At 59.5% G+C, this 21,559-nt stretch carries 16 protein-coding genes and 2 pseudogenes; 9 read left to right on the plus strand and 9 right to left on the minus strand.

Annotation, left to right across the window (positions count from 1 at the left end; genetic code table 11):
* Positions 1-58 precede the first annotated feature (58 nt).
* On the plus strand, positions 59-3,769 hold the full coding sequence (metH, locus tag AC07VR_RS13215) for a methionine synthase (RefSeq protein WP_495011470.1): 3,711 nt from the start codon (positions 59-61) through the stop codon (positions 3,767-3,769).
* A gap of 88 nt (positions 3,770-3,857) precedes the next feature.
* Positions 3,858-4,076, plus strand: coding sequence for a DUF2970 domain-containing protein (locus AC07VR_RS13220; protein WP_495011471.1), 219 nt, complete (start codon positions 3,858-3,860; stop codon positions 4,074-4,076).
* An 8-nt stretch (positions 4,077-4,084) separates the two neighbouring features.
* On the opposite strand, the gene AC07VR_RS13225 is transcribed toward AC07VR_RS13220, so the two are convergent.
* A complete protein-coding gene (locus AC07VR_RS13225) occupies positions 4,085-5,170 on the minus strand; it encodes an ABC transporter substrate-binding protein (protein WP_495011534.1) in 1,086 nt (361 codons plus the stop codon).
* Positions 5,171-5,635: 465 nt separating this feature from the next.
* Between AC07VR_RS13225 and AC07VR_RS13230 the strand changes: the two genes are divergently transcribed.
* Positions 5,636-7,294: a nitrite/sulfite reductase gene (locus AC07VR_RS13230; RefSeq protein WP_495011472.1), complete on the plus strand. Its 1,659-nt coding sequence runs from the start codon at positions 5,636-5,638 to the stop codon at positions 7,292-7,294.
* Positions 7,278-7,772 carry a DUF934 domain-containing protein gene (locus AC07VR_RS13235; RefSeq protein ID WP_494993290.1) on the plus strand — a complete coding sequence of 165 codons (495 nt, stop codon included), beginning with the start codon at positions 7,278-7,280 and terminating at the stop codon, positions 7,770-7,772. Before AC07VR_RS13230 ends, AC07VR_RS13235 begins: the two co-directional genes overlap by 17 nt.
* Before the next feature lie 104 nt (positions 7,773-7,876).
* Here the strand turns inward: AC07VR_RS13235 and sohB are convergent, their stop codons facing one another.
* Positions 7,877-8,899, minus strand: coding sequence for a protease SohB (gene sohB / locus AC07VR_RS13240; protein WP_494993291.1), 1,023 nt, complete (start codon positions 8,897-8,899; stop codon positions 7,877-7,879).
* A 205-nt stretch (positions 8,900-9,104) separates the two neighbouring features.
* On the opposite strand from sohB, the gene AC07VR_RS13245 reads away from it, so the two are divergent.
* Both AC07VR_RS13245 and AC07VR_RS13250 read left to right on the plus strand, forming a co-directional pair.
* Positions 9,105-9,815: a histidine phosphatase family protein gene (locus AC07VR_RS13245; protein WP_495011473.1), complete on the plus strand. Its 711-nt coding sequence runs from the start codon at positions 9,105-9,107 to the stop codon at positions 9,813-9,815.
* A gap of 51 nt (positions 9,816-9,866) precedes the next feature.
* Positions 9,867-10,181, plus strand: a complete 315-nt coding sequence (locus tag AC07VR_RS13250; RefSeq protein ID WP_494993293.1) for an SCP2 sterol-binding domain-containing protein — start codon at positions 9,867-9,869, stop codon at positions 10,179-10,181.
* A 93-nt stretch (positions 10,182-10,274) separates the two neighbouring features.
* Here AC07VR_RS13250 and AC07VR_RS13255 read toward each other — a convergent pair whose 3' ends face one another.
* Positions 10,275-10,982 carry a substrate binding domain-containing protein gene (locus AC07VR_RS13255; RefSeq protein WP_495011474.1) on the minus strand — a complete coding sequence of 236 codons (708 nt, stop codon included), beginning with the start codon at positions 10,980-10,982 and terminating at the stop codon, positions 10,275-10,277.
* Positions 10,925-13,561, minus strand: a complete 2,637-nt coding sequence (locus tag AC07VR_RS13260) for an MGH1-like glycoside hydrolase domain-containing protein (protein WP_495011475.1) — start codon at positions 13,559-13,561, stop codon at positions 10,925-10,927. The genes AC07VR_RS13255 and AC07VR_RS13260 overlap by 58 nt, the downstream gene beginning before the upstream one ends.
* Positions 13,562-13,790: 229 nt before the next feature.
* Here AC07VR_RS13260 and AC07VR_RS13265 point away from each other — a divergent pair, with 229 nt between their 5' ends.
* The 3 genes and pseudogenes from AC07VR_RS13265 (at position 13,791) to AC07VR_RS13275 (ending at position 15,902) form a co-directional block, all read left to right on the plus strand.
* On the plus strand, positions 13,791-14,654 hold the full coding sequence (locus AC07VR_RS13265) for a LysR family transcriptional regulator (RefSeq protein WP_494993296.1): 864 nt from the start codon (positions 13,791-13,793) through the stop codon (positions 14,652-14,654).
* Between the two features lie 335 nt (positions 14,655-14,989).
* A pseudogene (locus tag AC07VR_RS13270) lies at positions 14,990-15,652 on the plus strand (sterol desaturase family protein); the annotation flags it as partial.
* A 100-nt stretch (positions 15,653-15,752) separates the two neighbouring features.
* The gene (locus AC07VR_RS13275; RefSeq protein ID WP_495011476.1) at positions 15,753-15,902 is read left to right on the plus strand and encodes a hypothetical protein; all 150 of its coding nucleotides are present in this window, start codon (positions 15,753-15,755) and stop codon (positions 15,900-15,902) included.
* A gap of 105 nt (positions 15,903-16,007) precedes the next feature.
* On the opposite strand, the gene AC07VR_RS13280 is transcribed toward AC07VR_RS13275, so the two are convergent.
* The 5 genes and pseudogenes from AC07VR_RS13280 to AC07VR_RS13300 all read right to left on the minus strand — a co-directional run bounded on the left by AC07VR_RS13280 (position 16,008) and on the right by AC07VR_RS13300 (position 21,555).
* Positions 16,008-16,310 carry a hypothetical protein gene (locus tag AC07VR_RS13280; RefSeq protein WP_494993298.1) on the minus strand — a complete coding sequence of 101 codons (303 nt, stop codon included), beginning with the start codon at positions 16,308-16,310 and terminating at the stop codon, positions 16,008-16,010.
* Positions 16,311-16,369: 59 nt separating this feature from the next.
* A complete protein-coding gene (locus AC07VR_RS13285; RefSeq protein ID WP_494993299.1) occupies positions 16,370-16,603 on the minus strand; it encodes a hypothetical protein in 234 nt (77 codons plus the stop codon).
* Between the two features lie 168 nt (positions 16,604-16,771).
* Positions 16,772-16,858, minus strand: a pseudogene (locus AC07VR_RS13290) (GntR family transcriptional regulator); the annotation flags it as partial.
* Positions 16,859-17,065: 207 nt separating this feature from the next.
* A complete protein-coding gene (locus tag AC07VR_RS13295; protein WP_495011477.1) occupies positions 17,066-20,164 on the minus strand; it encodes an error-prone DNA polymerase in 3,099 nt (1,032 codons plus the stop codon).
* The gene (locus AC07VR_RS13300) at positions 20,140-21,555 is read right to left on the minus strand and encodes a Y-family DNA polymerase (RefSeq protein ID WP_495011478.1); all 1,416 of its coding nucleotides are present in this window, start codon (positions 21,553-21,555) and stop codon (positions 20,140-20,142) included. The genes AC07VR_RS13295 and AC07VR_RS13300 overlap by 25 nt, the downstream gene beginning before the upstream one ends.
* Positions 21,556-21,559 lie beyond the last annotated feature (4 nt).

Genomic DNA, 21,559 nt, shown 5'->3' on the forward strand with positions numbered 1-21,559 from the left:
AAAGCACACAGGTTTGCTATCATCGCCGTTCTTTGTATTGGCCTTTCCAGGTAGTCCTATGTCCGATCGCAGCGCTCGCCTTCAAGCTCTCCATCAAGCCCTCAAAGAGCGCATCCTGATTCTCGATGGCGGCATGGGCACGATGATCCAGAGCTACAAGCTCGAGGAACAGGACTACCGTGGCAAACGCTTCGCTGACTGGCCGAGCGACGTCAAAGGCAACAACGACCTGTTGATTCTTAGCCGCCCGGACGTGATCGGGGCGATCGAGAAGGCGTATCTGGATGCTGGCGCCGACATTCTCGAAACCAACACCTTTAACGCCACCCAAGTGTCCCAGGCCGATTACGGCATGGAAGCACTGGTCTACGAGCTAAACGTAGAAGGTGCGCGCCTGGCGCGCAAGGTGGCCGACGCCAAGACCCTGGAAACCCCGGACAAGCCGCGCTTCGTCGCTGGCGTGCTCGGCCCGACCAGCCGCACCTGCTCGCTGTCACCGGATGTTAACAATCCGGGCTACCGCAACGTGACCTTCGATGAGCTGGTGGAAAACTACACCGAAGCCACCAAAGGCCTGATCGAAGGCGGTGCCGACCTGATCCTGATCGAAACCATCTTCGATACCTTGAACGCCAAGGCAGCGATCTTCGCCGTGCAAGGTGTGTATGAAGAATTGGGCGTCGAACTGCCGATCATGATTTCCGGCACCATCACCGACGCCTCCGGCCGTACCCTGTCCGGTCAGACTACCGAAGCCTTCTGGAACTCCATCAGCCACGCCAAGCCGATCTCTGTCGGTCTGAACTGCGCCCTTGGCGCCCGTGAACTGCGGCCGTACCTGGAAGAACTGTCGGACAAGGCCAACACCTACGTTTCAGCGCACCCGAACGCCGGCCTGCCGAACGAATTCGGTGAATACGACGAACTGCCGGCAGACACTGCCAAAGTCATCGAAGAGTTCGCCCAAAGTGGCTTCCTGAACATCGTCGGCGGCTGCTGCGGCACCACCCCCGGGCACATCGAGGCGATCGCCAAAGCGGTGGCCAACTACGCACCGCGGCCGATTCCGGAGATCGCGAAGGCCTGCCGCCTGTCGGGCCTGGAACCGTTCACCATCAATCGCGAGTCGCTGTTCGTCAACGTCGGCGAGCGGACCAACATCACCGGTTCCGCGAGGTTCGCCCGCCTGATCCGTGAAGACAACTACACCGAAGCCCTGGAAGTCGCCCTGCAGCAGGTCGAAGCCGGCGCGCAAGTGATCGACATCAACATGGACGAAGGGATGCTCGATTCGAAGAAGGCCATGGTGACCTTCCTCAATCTGATCGCCGGTGAGCCGGACATCTCCCGCGTGCCGATCATGATCGACTCCTCCAAGTGGGAAGTCATCGAAGCTGGCCTCAAGTGCATCCAGGGCAAAGGCATCGTCAACTCCATCAGCATGAAGGAAGGTGTCGAACAGTTCATTCATCACGCCAAACTGTGCAAGCGCTACGGCGCTGCAGTGGTGGTGATGGCTTTCGACGAAGCCGGTCAGGCCGACACCGAAGCGCGCAAAAAGGAAATCTGCAAACGTTCCTATGACATCCTGGTCAACGAAGTGGGCTTCCCGCCGGAAGACATCATCTTCGACCCGAACATCTTTGCCATCGCCACCGGCATCGAAGAACACAACAACTACGCGGTCGACTTCATCAACGCCTGCGCCTATATCCGCGACCACCTGCCCCATGCGCTGACCAGCGGCGGTGTATCCAACGTGTCGTTCTCGTTCCGCGGCAACAACCCGGTGCGCGAGGCGATCCACTCGGTGTTCCTGCTGCATGCGATCCGCAATGGCCTGACCATGGGTATCGTCAATGCCGGCCAATTGGAGATCTACGACCAGATCCCGGCCGAGCTGCGCGACGCCGTCGAAGACGTGGTGCTCAACCGCACACAGGACGGCACCGACGCCCTGCTGGCCATCGCCGACAAGTACAAGGGCGACGGCAGCGTCAAGGAAGCCGAAACCGGAGAGTGGCGCAGCTGGGACGTCAACAGACGTCTGGAGCACGCACTGGTCAAGGGCATTACCACACACATTATTGAAGACACCGAAGAGTCGCGACTGTCGTTCGCACGCCCGATCGAAGTGATCGAGGGCCCGCTGATGTCCGGCATGAACATCGTCGGTGATCTGTTCGGCTCCGGCAAAATGTTCCTGCCACAGGTGGTGAAATCCGCCCGTGTCATGAAGCAGGCCGTTGCCCACCTGATCCCGTTCATCGAGCTGGAAAAAGGCGACAAACCGCAAGCCAAGGGCAAGATTCTCATGGCCACGGTCAAGGGCGACGTACACGACATCGGCAAAAACATCGTCGGCGTGGTGCTGGGCTGTAATGGCTACGACATCGTCGACCTCGGCGTGATGGTGCCGGCGGAGAAAATCCTCCAGGTGGCCAAAGAACAGAAGTGCGACATCATCGGTCTCTCCGGCCTGATCACCCCGTCGCTGGACGAAATGGTCCACGTCGCCCGCGAAATGCAGCGCCAGGATTTCTATCTGCCGCTGATGATCGGCGGTGCGACCACCTCCAAAGCCCACACCGCGGTGAAGATCGAGCCCAAGTACAGCAACGACGCGGTGGTCTACGTCACCGACGCCTCACGCGCCGTGGGCGTGGCGACCCAGTTGCTGTCCAAAGAATTGAAACCCGGCTTCGTCGAAAAGACCCGCCTGGAATACATCGAAGTCCGCGAGCGCACCGCCAACCGCAGCGCCCGTACCGAACGCTTGAGCTACCCGGTGGCGATCGCCAAGAAGCCGCAGTTCGACTGGAGCAGCTACCAGCCGGTCAAGCCGACCTTCACCGGCGCCAAGGTACTGGACAACATCGACCTCAAGGTTCTGGCCGAATACATCGACTGGACGCCGTTCTTCATTTCCTGGGACCTGGCCGGCAAGTACCCGCGCATCCTCACCGATGAAGTCGTGGGCGAAGCAGCCACCTCGTTATTTGCCGATGCTCAGGAAATGCTCGCCAAGCTGATCGACGAAAAACTCATTAGCGCCCGTGCAGTGTTCGGCTTCTGGCCGGCCAATCAAGTGCAGGACGATGACCTGGAAGTCTACGGCGACGACGGCCAACCATTGGCCAAGCTGCATCATCTGCGCCAGCAGACCATCAAGACCGACGGTAAGCCGAACTTCTCGCTGGCCGACTTCGTCGCACCGAAAGACAGCGGCATCACCGACTATGTCGGCGGTTTTATCACCACCGCCGGGATCGGTGCCGAAGAAGTGGCCAAGGCCTATCAGGACAAGGGCGACGACTACAACTCGATCATGGTCAAGGCCCTGGCTGACCGTCTGGCGGAGGCCTGCGCCGAGTGGTTGCACCAGCAGGTGCGCAAAGACTACTGGGGTTATGCCAAGGACGAACAGCTCGATAACGAAGCGCTGATCAAGGAGCAATACAGCGGTATCCGCCCTGCCCCCGGCTACCCGGCCTGCCCGGACCACACCGAAAAAGGCACGTTGTTCAAGCTGCTGGACCCTGCTGCGACAGAACTCAAAGCCGGCCGCAGCGGCGTGTTCCTCACCGAGCACTACGCAATGTTCCCGGCAGCGGCCGTCAGCGGCTGGTACTTCGCCCACCCGCAAGCGCAGTACTTTGCCGTGGGCAAGATCGACAAGGACCAGGTGCAAAGCTACAGCGCGCGCAAGGGTCAGGACTTGAGTGTGAGTGAGCGTTGGTTGGCGCCTAACCTGGGTTACGACAACTGACCACACCCTGTGGCGAGGGAGCAAGCTCTCTCGCCACACCATCCCTGGACGTCTATGCTCTCTTCACGCAACCCGTGTCGAGGGATTTATGGACGATCCAGCCAAGAACAAGCCACCGACCTTCTGGCAGATGCTGCAAAGTGTGATGGCCGCTGCGTTCGGCGTGCAAAGCGGGAAGAATCGCGCCCGGGATTTCACTCGCGGCAAACCCAGTCACTTCGTGATACTGGGTATCCTGTTCACGGCGGTCTTCGCGCTGACGCTGTTCGGTATCGTGAAACTGGTCTTGCATTTGGCGGGTGTTTGAAGCGCTGGTCAGCGCATCAATAGTTGCAGGCTGAACGGATAGCGGTATGAGGACGGCTTGCCTTGTGCCGAGAGTGCGCGAAAGTCGACTTTGTAATCCCCGGTTTGCTTGAGTCCCAATAAACGCTGCGCCTGCTGCCGGTCGATCAGCTGCAGCAAAGGCACTTGTCGGGTCCGACCACCGTGGCGGGCGATATCGATCCCCTGGGCGTGGTCATGCAACAGCACCATGGCCCAGCCACCGAGGGTGAAATGCCCGGCGACCAGTGCACTCAGACGACCATCGACACGCGCCTGCAACACCTCTGGCGAACTGTTGACCGCGCTGAACAACACATCTTTCCCAGGCAGGCCTCCCACCTCCTCCAACGCCTTCATCGCCCCCATGGCCATTTGGTCGTTCGCCGACCATATCAATGCAGTCTGCGGATAGCGCTTGAGCAGTTGCCTGGCCTGTTCATAGGCTCGCTCACGACTCCACTCGCCATACACCAACTGACGCAATCGCACTTCAGGATGCTCAGCCAGGGCCCGCCGCAGGCCCTGCTCACGCAACTGTGCAGCCGGGGTGATTTTTATCCCGGAGAACGCCAACAGATCGATGGTCTGGCCTGACGCCACAGGGCCGTGCTGACGGATCAACTCCTTGAGCATCAGGTAACCGGCGTCATCATCATTGTTCACCATGCTGCCAATCCAGTCGGGATACTTGCTGCCGTGCTCACCCAACAGCTTGAGCTGGTCGGGCGTCAGGCCACTATTGACGATAAACAGCTTCACGCCGCTACTCTGGGACAGGCGCAGGATTTCCGGAGCGACATATTGCTCGTTGACGAACACCAGATAATCCGGACGATTGGGCCCTTGAAGGGCTTCACGAGCCTGCTTGAGATTGGTCTCGGGCACTCGCTCGGCATAGAGAATTTGCAGGTCCATGCCAAGATCCTTGGCCGCAGCCTGCATGAATTGCGAATAGCTGACCCAGAACGTTTCCGTGCTGATTCCCGGATTCAGGAACAACACTGACTCCGCCTGCGCAGCAGGCCCGAAAACCGTGCCAAACGCCAGCAACGCACCACAGAGGAACTTCAACATGGTCATCCGAGCCCCGGGAATTAGCCGCGCATTATAGCTGGCAAAATGCTGGCAAACTTCGCTTCATTGCCGTTTTTGTCCGACAATCGTCGGTTCAGGGCCCGGACAGGTCGCTTATTGATGGCTGACCCAGAACACTGCGGTCGATACCACCAGGATGATCAGAAAAAAAATCGCCCACGCGTCGACACTGCTGTCGCTTTTCCTTGCTTTGGTTGGGTTGCTCATTGCATCGCCTCTTGTCGGTTTTATCGGTGATTGCATAAAGACTCGAGCACAGTTAAGTCCAGTATTGCCCGCACCACAAATGGGGGTAAGACAATACTCAATCTCATTAGTCGTTTTGGTTCTTTGCATATACTCAAACATCACTTTTGCGCATAACTGCAAACTGGTATCGTGCCTCGGCTCCGTTGGGAGTGCGCGGCCGTGCGCGCAGATTTGCAGCCTGAGAACAGGACACCTATGTACGTATATGACGAGTACGATCAGCGGATCATCGAGGACCGCGTCAAGCAGTTCCGTGATCAGACCCGACGCTATCTGGCAGGCGAGCTGAGCGAAGAAGAATTCCGCCCCCTGCGCCTGCAAAATGGTCTTTATATCCAACGCTTTGCCCCGATGCTGCGGGTTGCCGTGCCCTATGGCCAACTGACTTCGCGCCAGGCGCGAATGATGGCCAGGATCGCTCGCGACTATGACAAGGGCTATGCCCACATCAGCACCCGGCAGAACGTGCAGTTCAACTGGCCGGCGCTGGAAGACATCCCGGATATCCTGGCTGAATTGGCAACCGTGCAGATGCACGCCATTCAAACCAGCGGTAACTGCCTGCGCAACGTCACCACCGACCAGTTCGCCGGTGTCGCTGCCGATGAATTGATCGATCCGCGCCCATGGTGCGAGATCGTTCGCCAGTGGACGACGTTCCACCCTGAATTCGCCTACCTGCCGCGCAAGTTCAAGATTGCCATCAACGGTTCGACCTCGGACCGCGCGGCCATTGAAGTCCACGATATCGGCCTTGAGCCGGTGCACAACGCCGCTGGCGAGCTGGGCTTCCGGGTGTTGGTGGGTGGCGGTCTGGGCCGGACGCCGGTGGTCGGCGCCTTCATCAATGAGTTCCTGCCGTGGCAAGACCTGTTGAGCTACCTCGACGCCATTTTGCGTGTTTACAACCGCTACGGCCGTCGTGACAACAAGTACAAGGCCCGGATCAAAATTCTGGTCAAGGCACTGACACCTGAAGTGTTCGCCGAAAAAGTCGACGCGGAAATGGCCCACCTTCGCGGCGGCCAAACCACGTTGACCGACGCCGAAGTGCATCGTGTCGCCAAGCACTTCGTCGACCCGGACTACAAAGCCCTGGTCGACCAGACCGAAGAGCTGGCCGAACTCGACAAACAGCATCCAGGTTTCGCCCGCTGGCGTACCCGCAACACCCTGGCGCACAAAAAGCCGGGTTATGTTGCCGTGACCCTGTCGCTGAAACCGACCGGCGTTGCCCCTGGCGATGTGACGGACAAGCAGCTGGACGCGATTGCAGATCTGGCCGACCGCTACAGCTTCGGTCAACTGCGCACCTCCCACGAGCAGAACATCATTCTCGCCGACGTCGAACAGAGCCAGTTGTTTGCCATGTGGGGCGAGTTGCGCGAGCACGGTTTCGCCACGCCGAACATCGGCCTGTTGACCGACATCATCTGCTGCCCGGGCGGTGACTTCTGCTCCCTGGCCAACGCCAAGTCGATCCCTATCGCCGAATCGATCCAGCGTCGTTTCGACGATCTGGACTACCTGTTCGATATCGGTGAGCTGGACCTGAACATTTCCGGCTGCATGAACGCCTGCGGTCACCACCACGTCGGCCATATCGGCATTCTCGGGGTGGACAAGAAAGGCGAAGAGTTCTACCAGGTCTCCCTCGGTGGCAGCGCCAGCCGCGATGCCAGCCTGGGCAAGATCCTCGGCCCATCCTTCGCCCAGGATGCAATGCCTGACGTGATCGAGAAGTTGATCGACGTGTACGTCGAACAACGTACTCCAGACGAGCGCTTCATCGACACTTACCAACGTATCGGCATTGACCTCTTCAAGGAGCGCGTCTATGCAACGAATAATTAAGAACAACGAGGTCGTCGACGAAACCTGGCACTTGCTGCCCAAGGACGCGACCCTCGACGGCATTTCCAACTGCGACGACCTGATCGTCCCGCTGGCCCTGTGGCGTGACCACGCTCACGCCCTCAAGGCCCGTGACGGCGGTCTGGGTGTCTGGCTGGACGCGGATGAAGAAGCCGAGGAAATCGGCGACGACATCGCAGACTTCCAGGTGATTGCCCTGAACTTTCCGGCCTTCACCGACGGCCGCAACTACTCCAACGCTCGCCTGCTGCGTGATCGTTTTGGCTACAAGGGTGAACTGCGGGCCATCGGCGACGTGCTGCGTGACCAGCTGTTCTACCTGCACCGTTGCGGCTTCGATGCCTACGCCTTGCGCGCAGACAAAGACCCGTACGAAGCCCTGGAAAGCCTCAAGGACTTCTCGGTGACCTATCAGGCCGCCACCGACGAACCGCTGCCGCTGTTCCGTCGACGCTAAACGACAGGCAAAAACAAAAAGCCCTGAAACCGGACATCCAGGTTTCAGGGCTTTTTTGTGTCTGCCAGATTAGTCCAATCCTACAGGGGAAGCAGCAAAGCGATTTACCAGAACCGCTGCTGCGTCAAACGACTCCACCAGCTCAACAACACACGATCGATCGAACCGCTCGCCGCCAGCCCCACGCGCTCTTGCAGGCTTTTGCGTTCGGCGTAGTGCAGGTGGTACAGCTCGGCGCCCTTGGCGCGTTCGGAGAGGTATTCGTCGCTGGTCTTCAGTTCGTCAACCAGTTGTTTGTCCAGTGCTGCAACACCCAGCCAGACTTCGCCAGTCGCCACTTCGTCGATGGCCAGTTGCGGGCGGTAGCGCGAGACGAAGTTCTTGAACAGTTGATGGGTGATGTCCAGTTCCTCCTGGAATTTCTCCCGGCCCTTCTCGGTGTTTTCGCCAAACACAGTCAGGGTGCGCTTGTACTCACCGGCGGTCAGTACCTCAAAGTCGATATCGTGCTTTTTCAGCAGGCGATTGACGTTGGGCAGCTGGGCCACCACACCGATCGAACCGAGGATGGCGAACGGCGCGCTGATGATCTTCTCGCCGATGCAGGCCATCATGTAGCCGCCGCTGGCTGCGACCTTGTCGATGCAGATGGTCAGCGGCACGCCAGCCTGACGGATTCGCGCCAGTTGCGAAGAAGCCAGACCGTAGCTGTGGACCATGCCGCCACCACTCTCAAGGCGCAGCACCACTTCATCCTTGGGCGTGGCGAGGGCCAACAGCGCGGTGATTTCGTGGCGCAAGCTTTCAGTGGCGGAGGCTCTGATGTCGCCGTCGAAATCCAGCACGAATACCCGTGGCTTGGCCTCCGGTTGTTTCTTCTGCTTTTTCTCGAGCTTGCCTTGGGATTTGCGCAAGGCCTTGAGTTGATCCTTGCTCAGCAAGGCCTGCTCGAGGCGCTCACGCAGCTCTTTATAAAAATCGTTGAGTTTGTTGACATGCAACTGGCCCCCAGCCTTGCGCCGGCCTTTGCTGCGCAGGGCCGCGAAACTGGCCAGGACCACCAGAATAGCGATGACCAAGGTGACGGTTTTAGCCAAAAAACTTGCGTACTCGGCAAGAAACTCCACAGGGACTCCTTAATACTGTGCGCCGCTGAACAATCGGGCGCGGGATACCTCAAGCATACCCATGCGCCCGCCTTACGGCCAGCCGTGAAACCTGCTGTAACGGGCCTCCAACGGACATTTCAAACAAGCGTATGTTTTTTCATTGACAGCCCACCGGCATCCTCATAACCTCGCAAAACTTACAACGCACCGGGACGACGCGGACGTGGGCAGCATCTACTTGATTCGACATGGCCAGGCCTCATTCGGTGCAGACGACTATGACGTGCTGTCACCGACCGGTATACGCCAGGCGCAAGTGCTCGGCAGCCACCTGGCTGAACTTGGCCTGAACTTCGATCGCTGTTTGTCGGGCGACTTGCGCCGGCAACAGCACACCGCCAGCTCGGCGCTTGAACAGTTCAGGGCCGTCGGCATGCCGGTTCCGCCCCTTGAAATCGACTCGGCCTTCAACGAGTTCGATGCCGACGCCATCATCCGCACCCTGCTTCCAGGCCTGCTGCCGGATGAACCCGAAGCGCTGGATATCCTGCGCAATGCCACGCAAAACCGTACAGAGTTCCAGCGGATCTTCGCCTTGATCATCGAACGCTGGCTCAGCGGCGCCTATGACACTCCGGGGCTGGAAAGCTGGCTGGGTTTTGTCGGGCGTGTCCAGGCAGGTTTGCAGCGCATCCTCGAACAAGCGGACAACACTCAGAAGATCGCCGTGTTTACTTCCGGCGGTACTATCACCGCCCTGCTCCACCTGATTACCCGAATGCCTGCCGCGCAGGCCTTTGAACTGAATTGGCAAATCGTCAACACCTCGCTCAACCTGATCAAGTTTCGTGATCGCGAGGTGACCCTGGCTTCCTTCAACAGTCATGCACATTTGCAACTGCTGAAGGCCCCGGAACTCATCACCTTCCGCTGAGTACCGGCTAACTGTGACCCTTGTTGTAATCACCCATAAAAGGATCGAACCATGACCTCCGTAGCTGACGCCGTACAAGCAATGAAAGCCAAGTTCAACCCAGCCGCCGCTGCGGGCCTGGACCTGGTATTCGGTTTTCGCATCGATGACACCAAAAACTTCTCGCTGGTCGTAAAAGACAGCACCTGCGAGCTGAAAGAAGGCGAAAACCCTGACGCCCAGGTTACTCTGGTGATGGACGGCGAAACCCTGGAAGGCATCGTCGACGGTTCGACCGACGGCATGCAGGCCTTCATGGGCGGCAAACTGCGCGCCGAAGGCGACATGATGCTGGCGATGAAGCTGAGCGAACTGTTCCCGTCCTGAGCACACGGCTCCCGGCCATCGGGAGCACATCCGGCTGCAAACGAATCCCGCCTTTATGGCGGGATTCGTGTATCCAAGGCCCGGACTTTTGCCTCATGAGTCGCTCAACTGCTCCACCAGAAAATCGATAAGAGTCCGAATCTTTTTCGGCACATGTCGGGCACTCAGGTACACCGCATTGATCGTGATCGGCGGCGCACTCCAGTCCTCCAGCACCGTCACCAGCCTGCCTGCGGCCAACGCCTCGTCAACGATGAAGTTCGGCAACAAGGCAATCCCCATCCCCGCCTCTGCTGCCTGGGCCAGCAGATCGCCGTTGTTGGCGCTCATCGGTCCGTTTATTTGCACACGCTGAGATTCCTGGCCTCTACTTAACGCCAGGCTCACGCCGCTTTGCAGGTAGCAGTAACCCAGACATTGGTGTGCACTCAATTGCTGCGGCGTTTGCGGCGTACCCGATCGCGCCAGATAAGCTGGTGAGGCCACCAGCACCCGCGGGGCCGGAGCCAAAGGTCGAGTCAATAAAGACGAGTCCGGCAGGCTGGCAATCCGGATCGTGACATCAAAACCACCGCGCACCGGATCGACCTGCTGATCGCTGAGCACCAGTTGCAGTTCGACTTTCGGGTGCAACTCATGAAACACCGGGATCAGCGGCCCCAACCGCCGCAGACCGAACGACATCGGCGCATTGATCCGCAACACCCCACGCAACTCACCAATGCCGTCACGGGCGCCCTGGCTCAGGTTTGCTTTTGCAACAGTAATGCCACCAACGCGCTCCACCCGGTCTGATGACAAGCCCCCAAGCCGCGCCCGGTCTCGCCATGAAAGTACTCATGGAACAACAGCAGATCGCGGCTGGCCGGATCGGCCTGCAATTGCGGATACCCGGACATCGACGGCCGGCAGCCGTTTTCGTCCAGTAGAAACAGCTTCGTCAGACGCTGACTCAAGCGGTCGGCGACCTCAGCCAGTGACGCAAAATAGCCCGACCCACTGGGGTATTCGACCGAAAAACTGTTGTCGTAGTAACGATGAAACTCACGCAATGAATCGATCAGCATGTAATTGATCGGCATCCACAGCGGCCCGCGCCAATTGGAGTTCCCGCCGTACAGCCGCGAGCCGGATTCCGCCGGTTCATAGCGGGCGCACAGCGTATTACTGTTCATTTGCATGGCAAAAGGTTGGTCGGCGAAGGCTTTGGAGAGCGAGCGAATACCGAACTCGGAGAGAAATTCGGTTTCCTCGAGCATGCGCTTGAGCAAATCTTTGGTGCGCTCGCCACGCAGCAGCGCCAGCAGGAAGCGATTGCCTTCACCCGGCTCGGTCCAGCGTGAAACCAGATTGGCAAGGTCCGGGCGATGCCGTATGAATGCGAACAGACGCTCGCGCAAACCCGGCAATCCCTCGTGCTCATGCTGTTCCAGTACCTGCACCGCAAACAGCGGCATCAACCCGACAATGGAACGCAACCGCAGCGGTTCGCTCTGGCCGTCTGGACGGTGCAGAACGTCGTAGAAAAACCGGTCCTGTTCATCCCACAGCCCTTCAGAGGTGCTATCAACGCGGTTGATCGCCCCGGCGATGTACAGGAAGTGCTCGAAGAACTTCACTGCGATGTCGACATACACCGCGTTGCGCCTGGCCAGTTCAAGGGCGATGCGCATCAGGTCCAGGGAGTAGGCAGCAACCCACCCCGTACCGTCAGCCTGATCGAGCTGGTAGCCCGGTGGCAGCGCGGCTGAGCGGTCGAACAGCGCAATGTTGTCGAGCCCCAGAAAACCGCCCTGAAACAAGTTACGGCCCTCGGCATCCTTGCGGTTTACCCACCAGGAAAAATTCAACAGCAGTTTGTGGAAAATCCGCTCGAGGAAGTCCATGTCAGCGGTGCCGGTCAGGGCCTTATCGCGCTGATAAACCCGCCAGCAAGCCCAGGCATGGACCGGTGGATTGGCGTCGTCGAAGCGCCATTCGTAAGCCGGCAATTGGCCGTTGGGGTGCATGAAGCGGTCTTTGACCAATAGCAGCAACTGCTGCTTGGCGAAACCCGGATCAATCAACGCAAAGGCCACCGCCTGAAAGCCCAGGTCCCATGAGGCATACCACGGGTATTCCCAGGTATCCGGCATGGAGACGATGTCGAAATTGGAGAGATGCCGCCAATGGGTGTTGCGGATGTGGACACGCTGCGGGGGTGGCGACGGTTGGGTGGGATCACCGTCCAGCCATTGATTGACGTCGAAATAATACAGTTGCTTGGACCACAACAACCCGGCCAGTGCCTGGCGCTGAACATTGCGCGCGTCTGCATCGTCGAGGTCAGCTTGCAGCGCAGCGTAATACTCGTCGGCCTCGGCACGCCGCTGCTCGAACAAGGTTCTGGCATTGACCCGCTCGGCGCCCGCCGGAGCCAGGCGCAGGAAGACATTTTTGCTTTCCCGTCCCGCGAGTTCCAGCGTGAAATGCGCCGCCACCCGCGTACCTGCATCGCGTCGAATGGCGCTGCCGGCGCCGTTGGCTATGTAGTCGTTGATTCCGTCCTTGAACGGTCCAGCTGCCATCAGACCATTGAGTTTCGGAAAGTTGGTTTCGTTGTCGCAGAACAACCACTCGCAGCCTGGCTGCCCCCAGGCAGTGGCCTGCATGTCGGCTCGATGTGCGAGCCGCGCGATGACGTGCTCGCCGCTCAGGGCAAGACCTGGCTTGTGCCCATCAGCATCCCAGCTCCAGGTATTGCGCGCCCAGAGCTGCGGCAACACGCGCAAGCGCGCCGGTTGATTGGAACGGTTCTCTACCGTGACCCGCATGAAAATGTCATCCGGCGTGTGCTTGGCGTACTCAACCGTTATATCGAAATAACGATCGTCCTCGAAGACCCCGGTGTCGAGGACTTCGTACTCGGTATCCGCAAGGCCGCGACGGGCGTTTTCGGTGACCAGATCATCATAGGGAAACGCCGCCTGAGGGTATTTGTAGAGCATGCGCATATAGGCATGACTCGGCACCCCGTCGAGGTAAAAATAGAGTTCTTTGACATCTTCGCCGTGGTTGCCCTCGGCGTTGTTCAGACCGAACAACCGCTCCTTGATAATCGGGTCGCGTTCGTTCCATAACGCCAACCCCAGGCACCAGTGCTGCGCCTTGTCCGAGAACCCCGCCAACCCGTCCTCGCCCCAGCGGTAGGCACGACTGCGGGCATGATCATGGGGGAAGTAGCGCCAGGCATCGCCATCGGCACTGTAGTCCTCGCGTACCGTGCCCCACTGCCGTTCACTCAAGTACGGCCCCCACTCACGCCAGCGATCGGCATCAACACCCGCCAGGCGTTGACCTTCAACCGTCTCGAGAATATTCGCTGCCGGCTTTGCCGTCATAGGGACTTCCATGGGTTCGGGGTGATTTGCAGTGTAGTGCGTGGGAATCCTGTAGGAGCCGAGCTTGCTCGCGATGCAGGCAGCGCGGTCTATCTGTTTCACCGCGGTGATGCTATCGCGAGCAATCGAGCGTCAACCGGCTGCTCCTACAGCACATACCGCGCTGTTGGTGTGCGGCAACGGCGGCTGTTGCTCTACACTGCAAAGCCTTTTGAATACCGGGATGCCCATGGACATCGATCTAGCCCGCACTTTCCTGGAGATCGTTCGCCACGGAAGTCTTGCCTCGGCAGCCGAGAAGCTGCATGTCACTCAGACCGCCATTACCGCACGCGTGCAAAAGCTCGAGAGTCAGCTCTCCTGCACTTTGTTCGTACGCAATCGCGCCGGTGCCCGGTTGACCCCGGATGGCGAAGCCTTTGTGGTCTATGCCAATCAATTGGTGCAGACCTGGGAAGCGGCCCGTCGCGATCTGCCGTTGCCTGACGGTTACCGTAACGTGCTGCATATCGGGGGTGAGGTCAGCCTGTGCAACCCGTTGATGCTCAGTTGGGCTCGCAAGTTGCGCGAAAAGATTCCAAGCCATGCGTTGCGCACGGAAATTCGCGATGGCGAAAACCTGTTGCGCCAGCTTGAGCTGGGAGTGCTGGACGCAGCCCTGGTCTATCAACCCGAATATTGGCCACGCCTGCAAGTCGAGCAGTTACTGGAAGAAAAGCTCATTCAGGTTCGGTTGGCGGCCAATCCGCAGCCGTATGTCTATATCGATTGGGGCAAAGACTTTCGGCGGCAACACGACGCTGCGCTGCCGGACAATGCAAAAGCCGCCATCAGCTTCAACCTCGGGCCATTGGCGTTGCAGTACATCCTCGAAAATGGCGGTTGCGGCTATTTCCGGACCCGAGTGGTGCAAAGCTACCTCGACAGCGGCGTACTGGAGCGGGTGCCCAAGGCACCGGAATTCAGTTACCCGACTTACCTGGTCTACTCACGGGATCGTGACTCGGCAACCTTGCAGCTGGCGTTCGAGCTGCTCAGAGAAGTGGTCAAGGCTGACGGTGACTGGTCTCAACGCTGGGATCCGCTGATTTGATGAGGGTTAAGGCGAAATCTACGCCGATATCCAGGTTAATACCGGCCTTGCAGGAGCCGAGCTTGCTCGCGATGACATCACCACGGTGAAACAGACAGACCGCGCTGCCTGCATCGCGAGCAAGCTCAGCTCCTACAGCCCCCGCCTCGATCAACTTCGTCTTCCAGCCACTCGGCCAGCACCCGGTAACCATCGTGGGTGTCTGCGGGGCTGTAGGTGCGTTTGCATTGAATCATTGCGTTGCCTCGCTTGAACACCCATTCCGAATATCCATTCGCTGGATAATTCGGCTGGGGCTAATCTTCTTTCAATAACACTTAAAACAGGAGACCGCGGTGGGCCAGACCACTCAAGCATTGCGCATGCGTTATCGCGCCAGCATTCATCCACTCTACAACCCGTGGCTGCACGGTGGTTTTGTGCTGGTTTTTGGTCTGCTGTGCATCGGTTTTTTCTGGCACACCCTGGACCGGGTGCAGCCGCTGGAATGGTTGGCGGTACCCCTGACCTTGCTGTTTTTCAACGTTTGCATCTACACCGTGCATCGGCATCTGGGGCATCACAAAAAGTCATTTGCGCGAATGTTTTATGCGCGGCATACCGGTGACCACCACAGTTTTTTCGTGCCAGGCTACATGACCTATGACAGTGCCCGCGACTGGCGGGTGATTCTGTTCCCGGCCTGGCTGATCGTGTTGCCCAGCCTGGTGATTACCCTGCCCGCCTGGTGGTTGCTCAAGCAGCTCAATGCCAACGTCGCCGGGCTGTTTGCCGGCTGCATGATTCTTGGTTATCTGGCCTATGAAGTGTTCCACGCCTGCGAGCATCTGCCGCACAGCAACCCACTCGCGCGCCTGCCGTGGATTCGCCAGATGCGCCGTCTGCATGAGCTGCATCACCGTCCCGAGCTGATGCAGGAATGCAATTTCAATATCGTTTTCCCACTGACGGACTATCTTTTCGGCACCCTGTATTGGGAGCCCGAACGCTCCCAATCAATCCCCCCGCCTCTGGCCCACTAACAACGGGATCGCCCATGCTGGCAATGTGTGAGATGACACAGTGGACTATCCCGGCCCAGACAGGAGTTATCATTTGATGAATCATTCCCCCCGTCGAGTCAAAATTCGCCACATTGTTCTGTTGCTGGTGATTGCCATCGCAGCATTCCTGCTGCTGGTACCGACCAAGGTGCAGCCGGTCAGTTGGACACCGTCAACCGCGTCATCACCGAGTAGCGGTGGGTAGAGAAACGGGCAAACGCAAAATAAGCCAGATATGAAAAGCCCGACTCAGGGGCCGGGCTTGTGCTAATGCCAGTCAGTCAGGTAACGCGCTCAAGCGTCGGACACCTCAGTTGTCAGTTTTTTCACGCACCTGCTCCGCATCATTCGCCGCTTCATCGTCCTCATCCAGCGAACGCAGTGCTTCGTTGTCCGGCAGTTCATCAGTACCCGGCGCGTTCTCTGGATGAACCGTCATACGTCCTGGACTCAAGGGTTGAGGGGACCTCTGCATCGGGTCATAACCGCCCTGCTCTTCACTGGGAAATCTTGGATGACTCATGGTCACCTCCCATGGAGCCTGAAAAATCAGTCCCTGATAGTTCGAGGCGTTAGCATTTATGGCCGTTCCATTTACTTGTTCATCGGTCATCGAGCCAATCTGGCGGGGTGCACAGGAGTCTGCGCAGCCTCGCTCAGGATTTCACAGATTCAGGATTGATTCTTCAACTGGTTGGATATCTGTTTTTTGATGTCCACACGCTTCTCTTTGAGCTTCTTCAGTTGATCATCAGCGAGCGCCGCAGCCTCAGCCTTCTGCACGTCGGCATCGATGCGTGTGTATTTCTCAAGCAACGAGTGGAGATGGGGATCGTTGGCGCTCTTTTCTTTAATGACGTCCTTCGTGCAGCCCAAATCCTGATAAAGGTCATGGTTCACCGGCATGGAACACCTCCGTTTGTTGATCGGTGGCAACCGCGTTTTATCGCAATTACCAGATATCAGCATGGCCTCGCCTATGCCCTTCTGTCGACCGTCAATCAGACCAGTGGTGCCCGTTCGTCAGTCCGCCGCACTTTGATGATCGGCTTGACCGAGAGATACCCAGCGGCTTCAAACCTCGATCAGATGCTTGAGCGGGTGATACTCAGACTTCAGCGTCGCAGCGACATCCAGAATCGCCTTCTCGATGCCCGCGAGATCAGCTTGCGAAATCAGTCGAGCAATACCGGATTGTTCAGGGTTTGCGCGAAGTAGATCAACTTGATCTGGATGGTCATCCCCTGATGATCGTTCCCACGCTCCGCGTGGGAATGCCGCCATGGACGCTCCGCGTCCGCCTTCGGCTGTGACGCAGAGCGTCACGGGATGCGTTACCACGCAGAGCGTGGGAACGATCATCCGTGCTCAACGGAAATCCCGGCTACGCACGCTGATCCCCGTCAGCAGCGAGCTCAAATCGCTCAACCGCCCGGCAATCAGATGCCGCACTTCACCCTCGGTCTCCAGCGTGCCGTCAACCTTCAGCAATTGCGAACCCACCAATACCTGCCGCTGACGTTCAGCCAGGTCGCGCCAGACCACCACGTTGACGTTGCCGAACTCGTCTTCCAGGGTGACGAACGTCACGCCGCTGGCGGTCCCGGGTCTTTGCCGGCCGGTGACCAGCCCGGCGACGCTGACATTACGCCCATGCTCGACCTCGAGTAATTCCCGCGAGCTGCGGCAGCGCCGGGCTTTGAGTTCGTCACGTAGCAAGGCCAGCGGATGCGGGCCCAGGGTCGTGCCGACGCTGGCGTAGTCGGCTTGCAGGTCCTCACCCACCGTCGGTTTGGGTAAGGACACCCCGGGTTCCTCCTGACTCGGCAAACCGGCGAACAATCCAAGCTGTTTCTGCACGCCGGCAACGATCCAGCGCGCCCGATGCCGATCCCCGGCCAGCCCGCGCAAGGCACCCGCGTCGGCCAGTTGCTCCTGGGCCCGGGAGTCGAGCTGCGCCCGTTCACCCAGATCGGCGATATCGACAAATTCTCCGGCCAAGCGTGCCGCTTCAATGCGCCGGGCATCGTCCTCGCGAAAACCACGGATCATCCGCAACCCCATGCGAATCGCCGGCTGCTCACCGTGGACAGGTTCCAGACTGCAGTCCCAATCGCTGGCGCGCACGTCCACCGCACGGATCTGCAAATGATGCCTGCGAGCGTCCTGAAGAATCTGGTCCGGGCTGTAGAAACCCATCGGCCAGCTGTTGATCAGCGCACAGGCAAAGGCCGCCGGTTCGTGGCATTTCAACCAGCAACTGGCATAGGTCAGCAAGGCAAAACTGGCGGCATGGGACTCGGGAAAACCATAGCTGCCGAAGCCCTTGATCTGCTCGAAAATCTGCGCGGCGAACTCGGCGGTGTAGCCATTTTTCAGCATGCCTTCCTTGAGCCGTACCTGATGCGGCTCCAGACCGCCGTGACGTTTCCAGGCAGCCATGGAGCGACGTAGCTGGTCGGCTTCACCCGGGCTGTAATCGGCGGCAACAATCGCAATCTGCATGACCTGTTCTTGAAACAGCGGCACCCCCAGAGTGCGCTCCAGGACTGTCTTCAATTTTTCGGACGGATAGGTTGCAGGCTCCTCTTTGTTACGCCGCCGCAAGTACGGATGCACCATCCCGCCCTGAATCGGGCCGGGCCGCACGATAGCCACCTCGATCACCAGGTCGTAAAACTCCTTCGGCTTGAGCCTTGGCAGCATCGACATCTGCGCCCGGGACTCGATCTGGAATACCCCGATGGTGTCGGCACGACCGATCATTTCGTAGGTTTTCGGGTCCTCTTTCGGCACCTGCGCCAGACTCAAATCCAGACCGCGATGACGGCGCAGCAGGTCGAAACAGCGGCGGATGGCACTGAGCATGCCGAGGGCGAGAATATCGACCTTGAGCAGGCCGACCATGTCCAGATCATCCTTGTCCCACTGGATGATCGTACGCTCGGCCATGGCCGCGTTTTCTACCGGCACCAGAGTGTCCAGCGGTTGCTCGGAAATCACGAAACCACCCGGATGCTGGGACAGATGCCGGGGGAAGCCGATCAGTTGCCCTGTCAGGCTCAGCACCCGGCGCAGCACCGGGCTGTCCGGGTCGAAACCGCCTTCACGCAGGCGCTCCACGGAAGGCGGTTCATCACTCCAATGGCCGCAGCAATCGGCCAGCGCATTGACCTGATCCGGTGGCAAACCGAGGGCCTTGGCCACATCCCGCACCGCGCCGGCACCATGGTAGGTGCTGACCACCGCCGTGAGCGCCGCGCGGGTCCGGCCATAGCGCTGAAACACATACTGCAAAACCTCTTCACGCCGTTCATGCTCGAAATCCACATCGATGTCCGGCGGCTCGTTGCGCTCTTTGGAGAGGAAACGCTCGAACAGCATGTTCATCAGGCTGGGATTGATTTCAGTGATGCCCAAGGCATAACACACCGCCGAGTTGGCCGCCGAACCGCGTCCCTGGCAGAGAATGTTGCGATCACGAGCAAAGCGAACGATGTCGTGGACGGTGAGGAAGTAACTCTCGTAACCCATCTCGCTGATCAGCTTCAGTTCTTTTTCGATCAGCGCCAGCACCTTGTCTTCCACGCCTTCAGGCCAGCGCCAGCGCATACCCCGTTCGGTCAGTTCGCGCAGCCAGGATTTCGGAGTCTGCCCTTCAGGCACCAGTTCACGCGGGTACTGATAGCGCAATTGGCCGAGCTCGAAGGTGCAGCGCCGGGCAATGCGCGTTGACTCTTCAAGCAGTTGCGGCGGATAGAGTGCCTGCAATGCATCAAGGCTGCGCAAGTGCCGTTCGCCGTTGGGGTGCAAGCGTTGCCCGGCCTCGGCGACGCGCACGTGATGACGGATCGCGGTCATGGTGTCCTGCAAGGCGCGGCGCCCGCGTGCGTGCATATGCACATCGCCGCTGGCCACCGCCGGAATTTCCAGGGCAGCGGCCAGATCCAGCAAACCCGCAAGCCGTCGGGCATCGTTCTGACCGCAGTGCAACTCGACGGCCAGCCACAATCGGTCGCCGAAGACCTTGCGCAGCCAGCGCCCTTCCCCGCCAACCTCGAGGGTATCGGGCATCCACAACGCCAGCAGTCCCGGCAACGGTTCGTTGAAGTCCTCGCGCAGCACTTGGTACTGCCCCTTTGCCACACGACGCCGGGCTCGGGTGATGAGTCGGCAAAGCGTTTGGTAGCCCTCCAGGTTCTCCACCAGGAGCACCAGTTTCGGGCCATTTTCGATGCGCATTTCGCTGCCGATGATCAGCGGCAACTCCACCTCTTTAGCGGCTTGCCAGGCGCGGACGATGCCGGCCAGGGTGCACTCGTCGGTGATCGCCAAAGCCTGATAACCCTGACGCCTGGCCCGTTCGAACAGCTCGCGGGCACTGGAGGCTCCGCGCTGGAAACTGAAGTTCGACAGGCAGTGCAGTTCGGCATACTCGACACTCATGCAAACCAGCCTTGCAGCCACAAAGGCCCGCTCTCACCCACCGTGCGCCAGGCCCAGGCCTGCTGGCCGGAGCAGGTTTCGATCAGGTAGTAGTCGCGACGCACATCGCCGCCATCCCACCAGCCGGACTCGATACGCTCCGGCCCCATGAGAATCCGCGCCGCGCCTTCGTGCACCTGCAGCGGTTCTGTGAGCAGCCAGCCCGGACGTTGCACGCCAAGGCTCGGCGGGCACGTCTGGCTATCGGCATTCGGCTGCCAACTGTGCTCCGGCCGGTGATCGGCCTGCCAGCGCAGACCCTGCACCGCGTCATCGCCCAGCCGCGCACGCAGGCGTTCGCGCAATTGCTCCCAGGGCAAGGATTGCTGCGGGCGCTCCTCGAACAGTTCCCGATGTTGCGGGACGAACCTGGGCAAGTCATGGGCCACCAGGCGAAAGCCCCGAACCGCAGACTCCACTTGCACCTGTTCCAGTCGACCGCGAGCCAGTTCGAAGAGCATCGCCGGGTCGCGCTCGGCGCTGAGCAAGCCGACCTTGACCTGCGTGTCCGGCAACCCGGCATGTTCCAGATGCAGATCAAAACGCTGCACGCCGCTGTCCCGCCCACAGAGAAAAGCCGACAGATCGCCGGTGAGCCGACGCAACGGGAACAGCAGCGCCTGATGGGACAGGACATCGAAATTCAGCTCGATGCGCACGTCAAAGCGGTCCGGCGGCTGGTAAAACGCCAGGACCAGCGGCCGATCTCCCATTAACGTGTCGAGGTGCTTGAGCACCTGGGCTTCAAAGCGTCGCGCCAGGGTATGGCGTGGCAGCGCCTGAACCTGACTCAAGGTCCGCAAGCCCATGCGCGACAAGGCAGTGGCGACGTCCTGCTCCAGCCCGACGCGATCAATGGGCATCTGCCCCAGGATCCGCCGCAAGGTTTCATTGTCCGGCACTGCCAGGCCGTCGTAAGCGTTAGCCAACACCCGCGCGGCCGCCGGATTGGGGGCTGCGACGATGCGATGGCGAAAGCCCAGTTCCGTGAGTTCCGCCCGCAGCCGCGCCTCGAACTGTGGCCAGGGTCCGAACAGGCCCAGACTCGATTCGATTTCAAACAACAAGGACCGGGGATAAAACACGCTGACCTGGGAGCTGAAGCGGTAGGCCCAGGCCGCGAGAAATTGCTGCCACTGCTCGATATCGGCAACGTCGTATTCGGCGCTGGCAAAGGCTTTGGTCAAGGCATGAGCGGCGGTCAGCGATTGCCCGGGGCGCAGGCCGAGCGCCCGAGCGGAGGCGTTCACCGCTTGCACCACCCGGCGCTGCGCAGTGCCCGTCAACAGCGCCAGCGGTTCATCGGGATCGGGCCGCTGACGCAGCACAGCATCCAGAGCAAGCTGCGGGAAAAGAATACAGACCCAGCGCATACCA

It is taken from the genome of Pseudomonas sp. GW821-FHT02H09 (assembly GCF_059421425.1).

What these genes read in the sequence shown, in the direction of transcription:
- metH (WP_495011470.1), top strand. Translation starts at nt 59, where the DNA reads ATGTCCGATCGCAGCGCTCGCCTTCAAGCTCTCCATCAAGCCCTCAAA.
- AC07VR_RS13220 (WP_495011471.1), top strand. Translation starts at nt 3,858, where the DNA reads ATGGACGATCCAGCCAAGAACAAGCCACCGACCTTCTGGCAGATGCTG.
- AC07VR_RS13225 (WP_495011534.1), bottom strand. Translation starts at nt 5,170, where the DNA reads ATGTTGAAGTTCCTCTGTGGTGCGTTGCTGGCGTTTGGCACGGTTTTC.
- AC07VR_RS13230 (WP_495011472.1), top strand. Translation starts at nt 5,636, where the DNA reads ATGTACGTATATGACGAGTACGATCAGCGGATCATCGAGGACCGCGTC.
- AC07VR_RS13235 (WP_494993290.1), top strand. Translation starts at nt 7,278, where the DNA reads ATGCAACGAATAATTAAGAACAACGAGGTCGTCGACGAAACCTGGCAC.
- AC07VR_RS13250 (WP_494993293.1), top strand. Translation starts at nt 9,867, where the DNA reads ATGACCTCCGTAGCTGACGCCGTACAAGCAATGAAAGCCAAGTTCAAC.
- AC07VR_RS13260 (WP_495011475.1), bottom strand. Translation starts at nt 13,561, where the DNA reads ATGACGGCAAAGCCGGCAGCGAATATTCTCGAGACGGTTGAAGGTCAA.
- AC07VR_RS13265 (WP_494993296.1), top strand. Translation starts at nt 13,791, where the DNA reads ATGGACATCGATCTAGCCCGCACTTTCCTGGAGATCGTTCGCCACGGA.
- AC07VR_RS13275 (WP_495011476.1), top strand. Translation starts at nt 15,753, where the DNA reads ATGAATCATTCCCCCCGTCGAGTCAAAATTCGCCACATTGTTCTGTTG.
- AC07VR_RS13280 (WP_494993298.1), bottom strand. Translation starts at nt 16,310, where the DNA reads ATGACCGATGAACAAGTAAATGGAACGGCCATAAATGCTAACGCCTCG.
- AC07VR_RS13285 (WP_494993299.1), bottom strand. Translation starts at nt 16,603, where the DNA reads ATGCCGGTGAACCATGACCTTTATCAGGATTTGGGCTGCACGAAGGAC.
- AC07VR_RS13300 (WP_495011478.1), bottom strand. Translation starts at nt 21,555, where the DNA reads ATGCGCTGGGTCTGTATTCTTTTCCCGCAGCTTGCTCTGGATGCTGTG.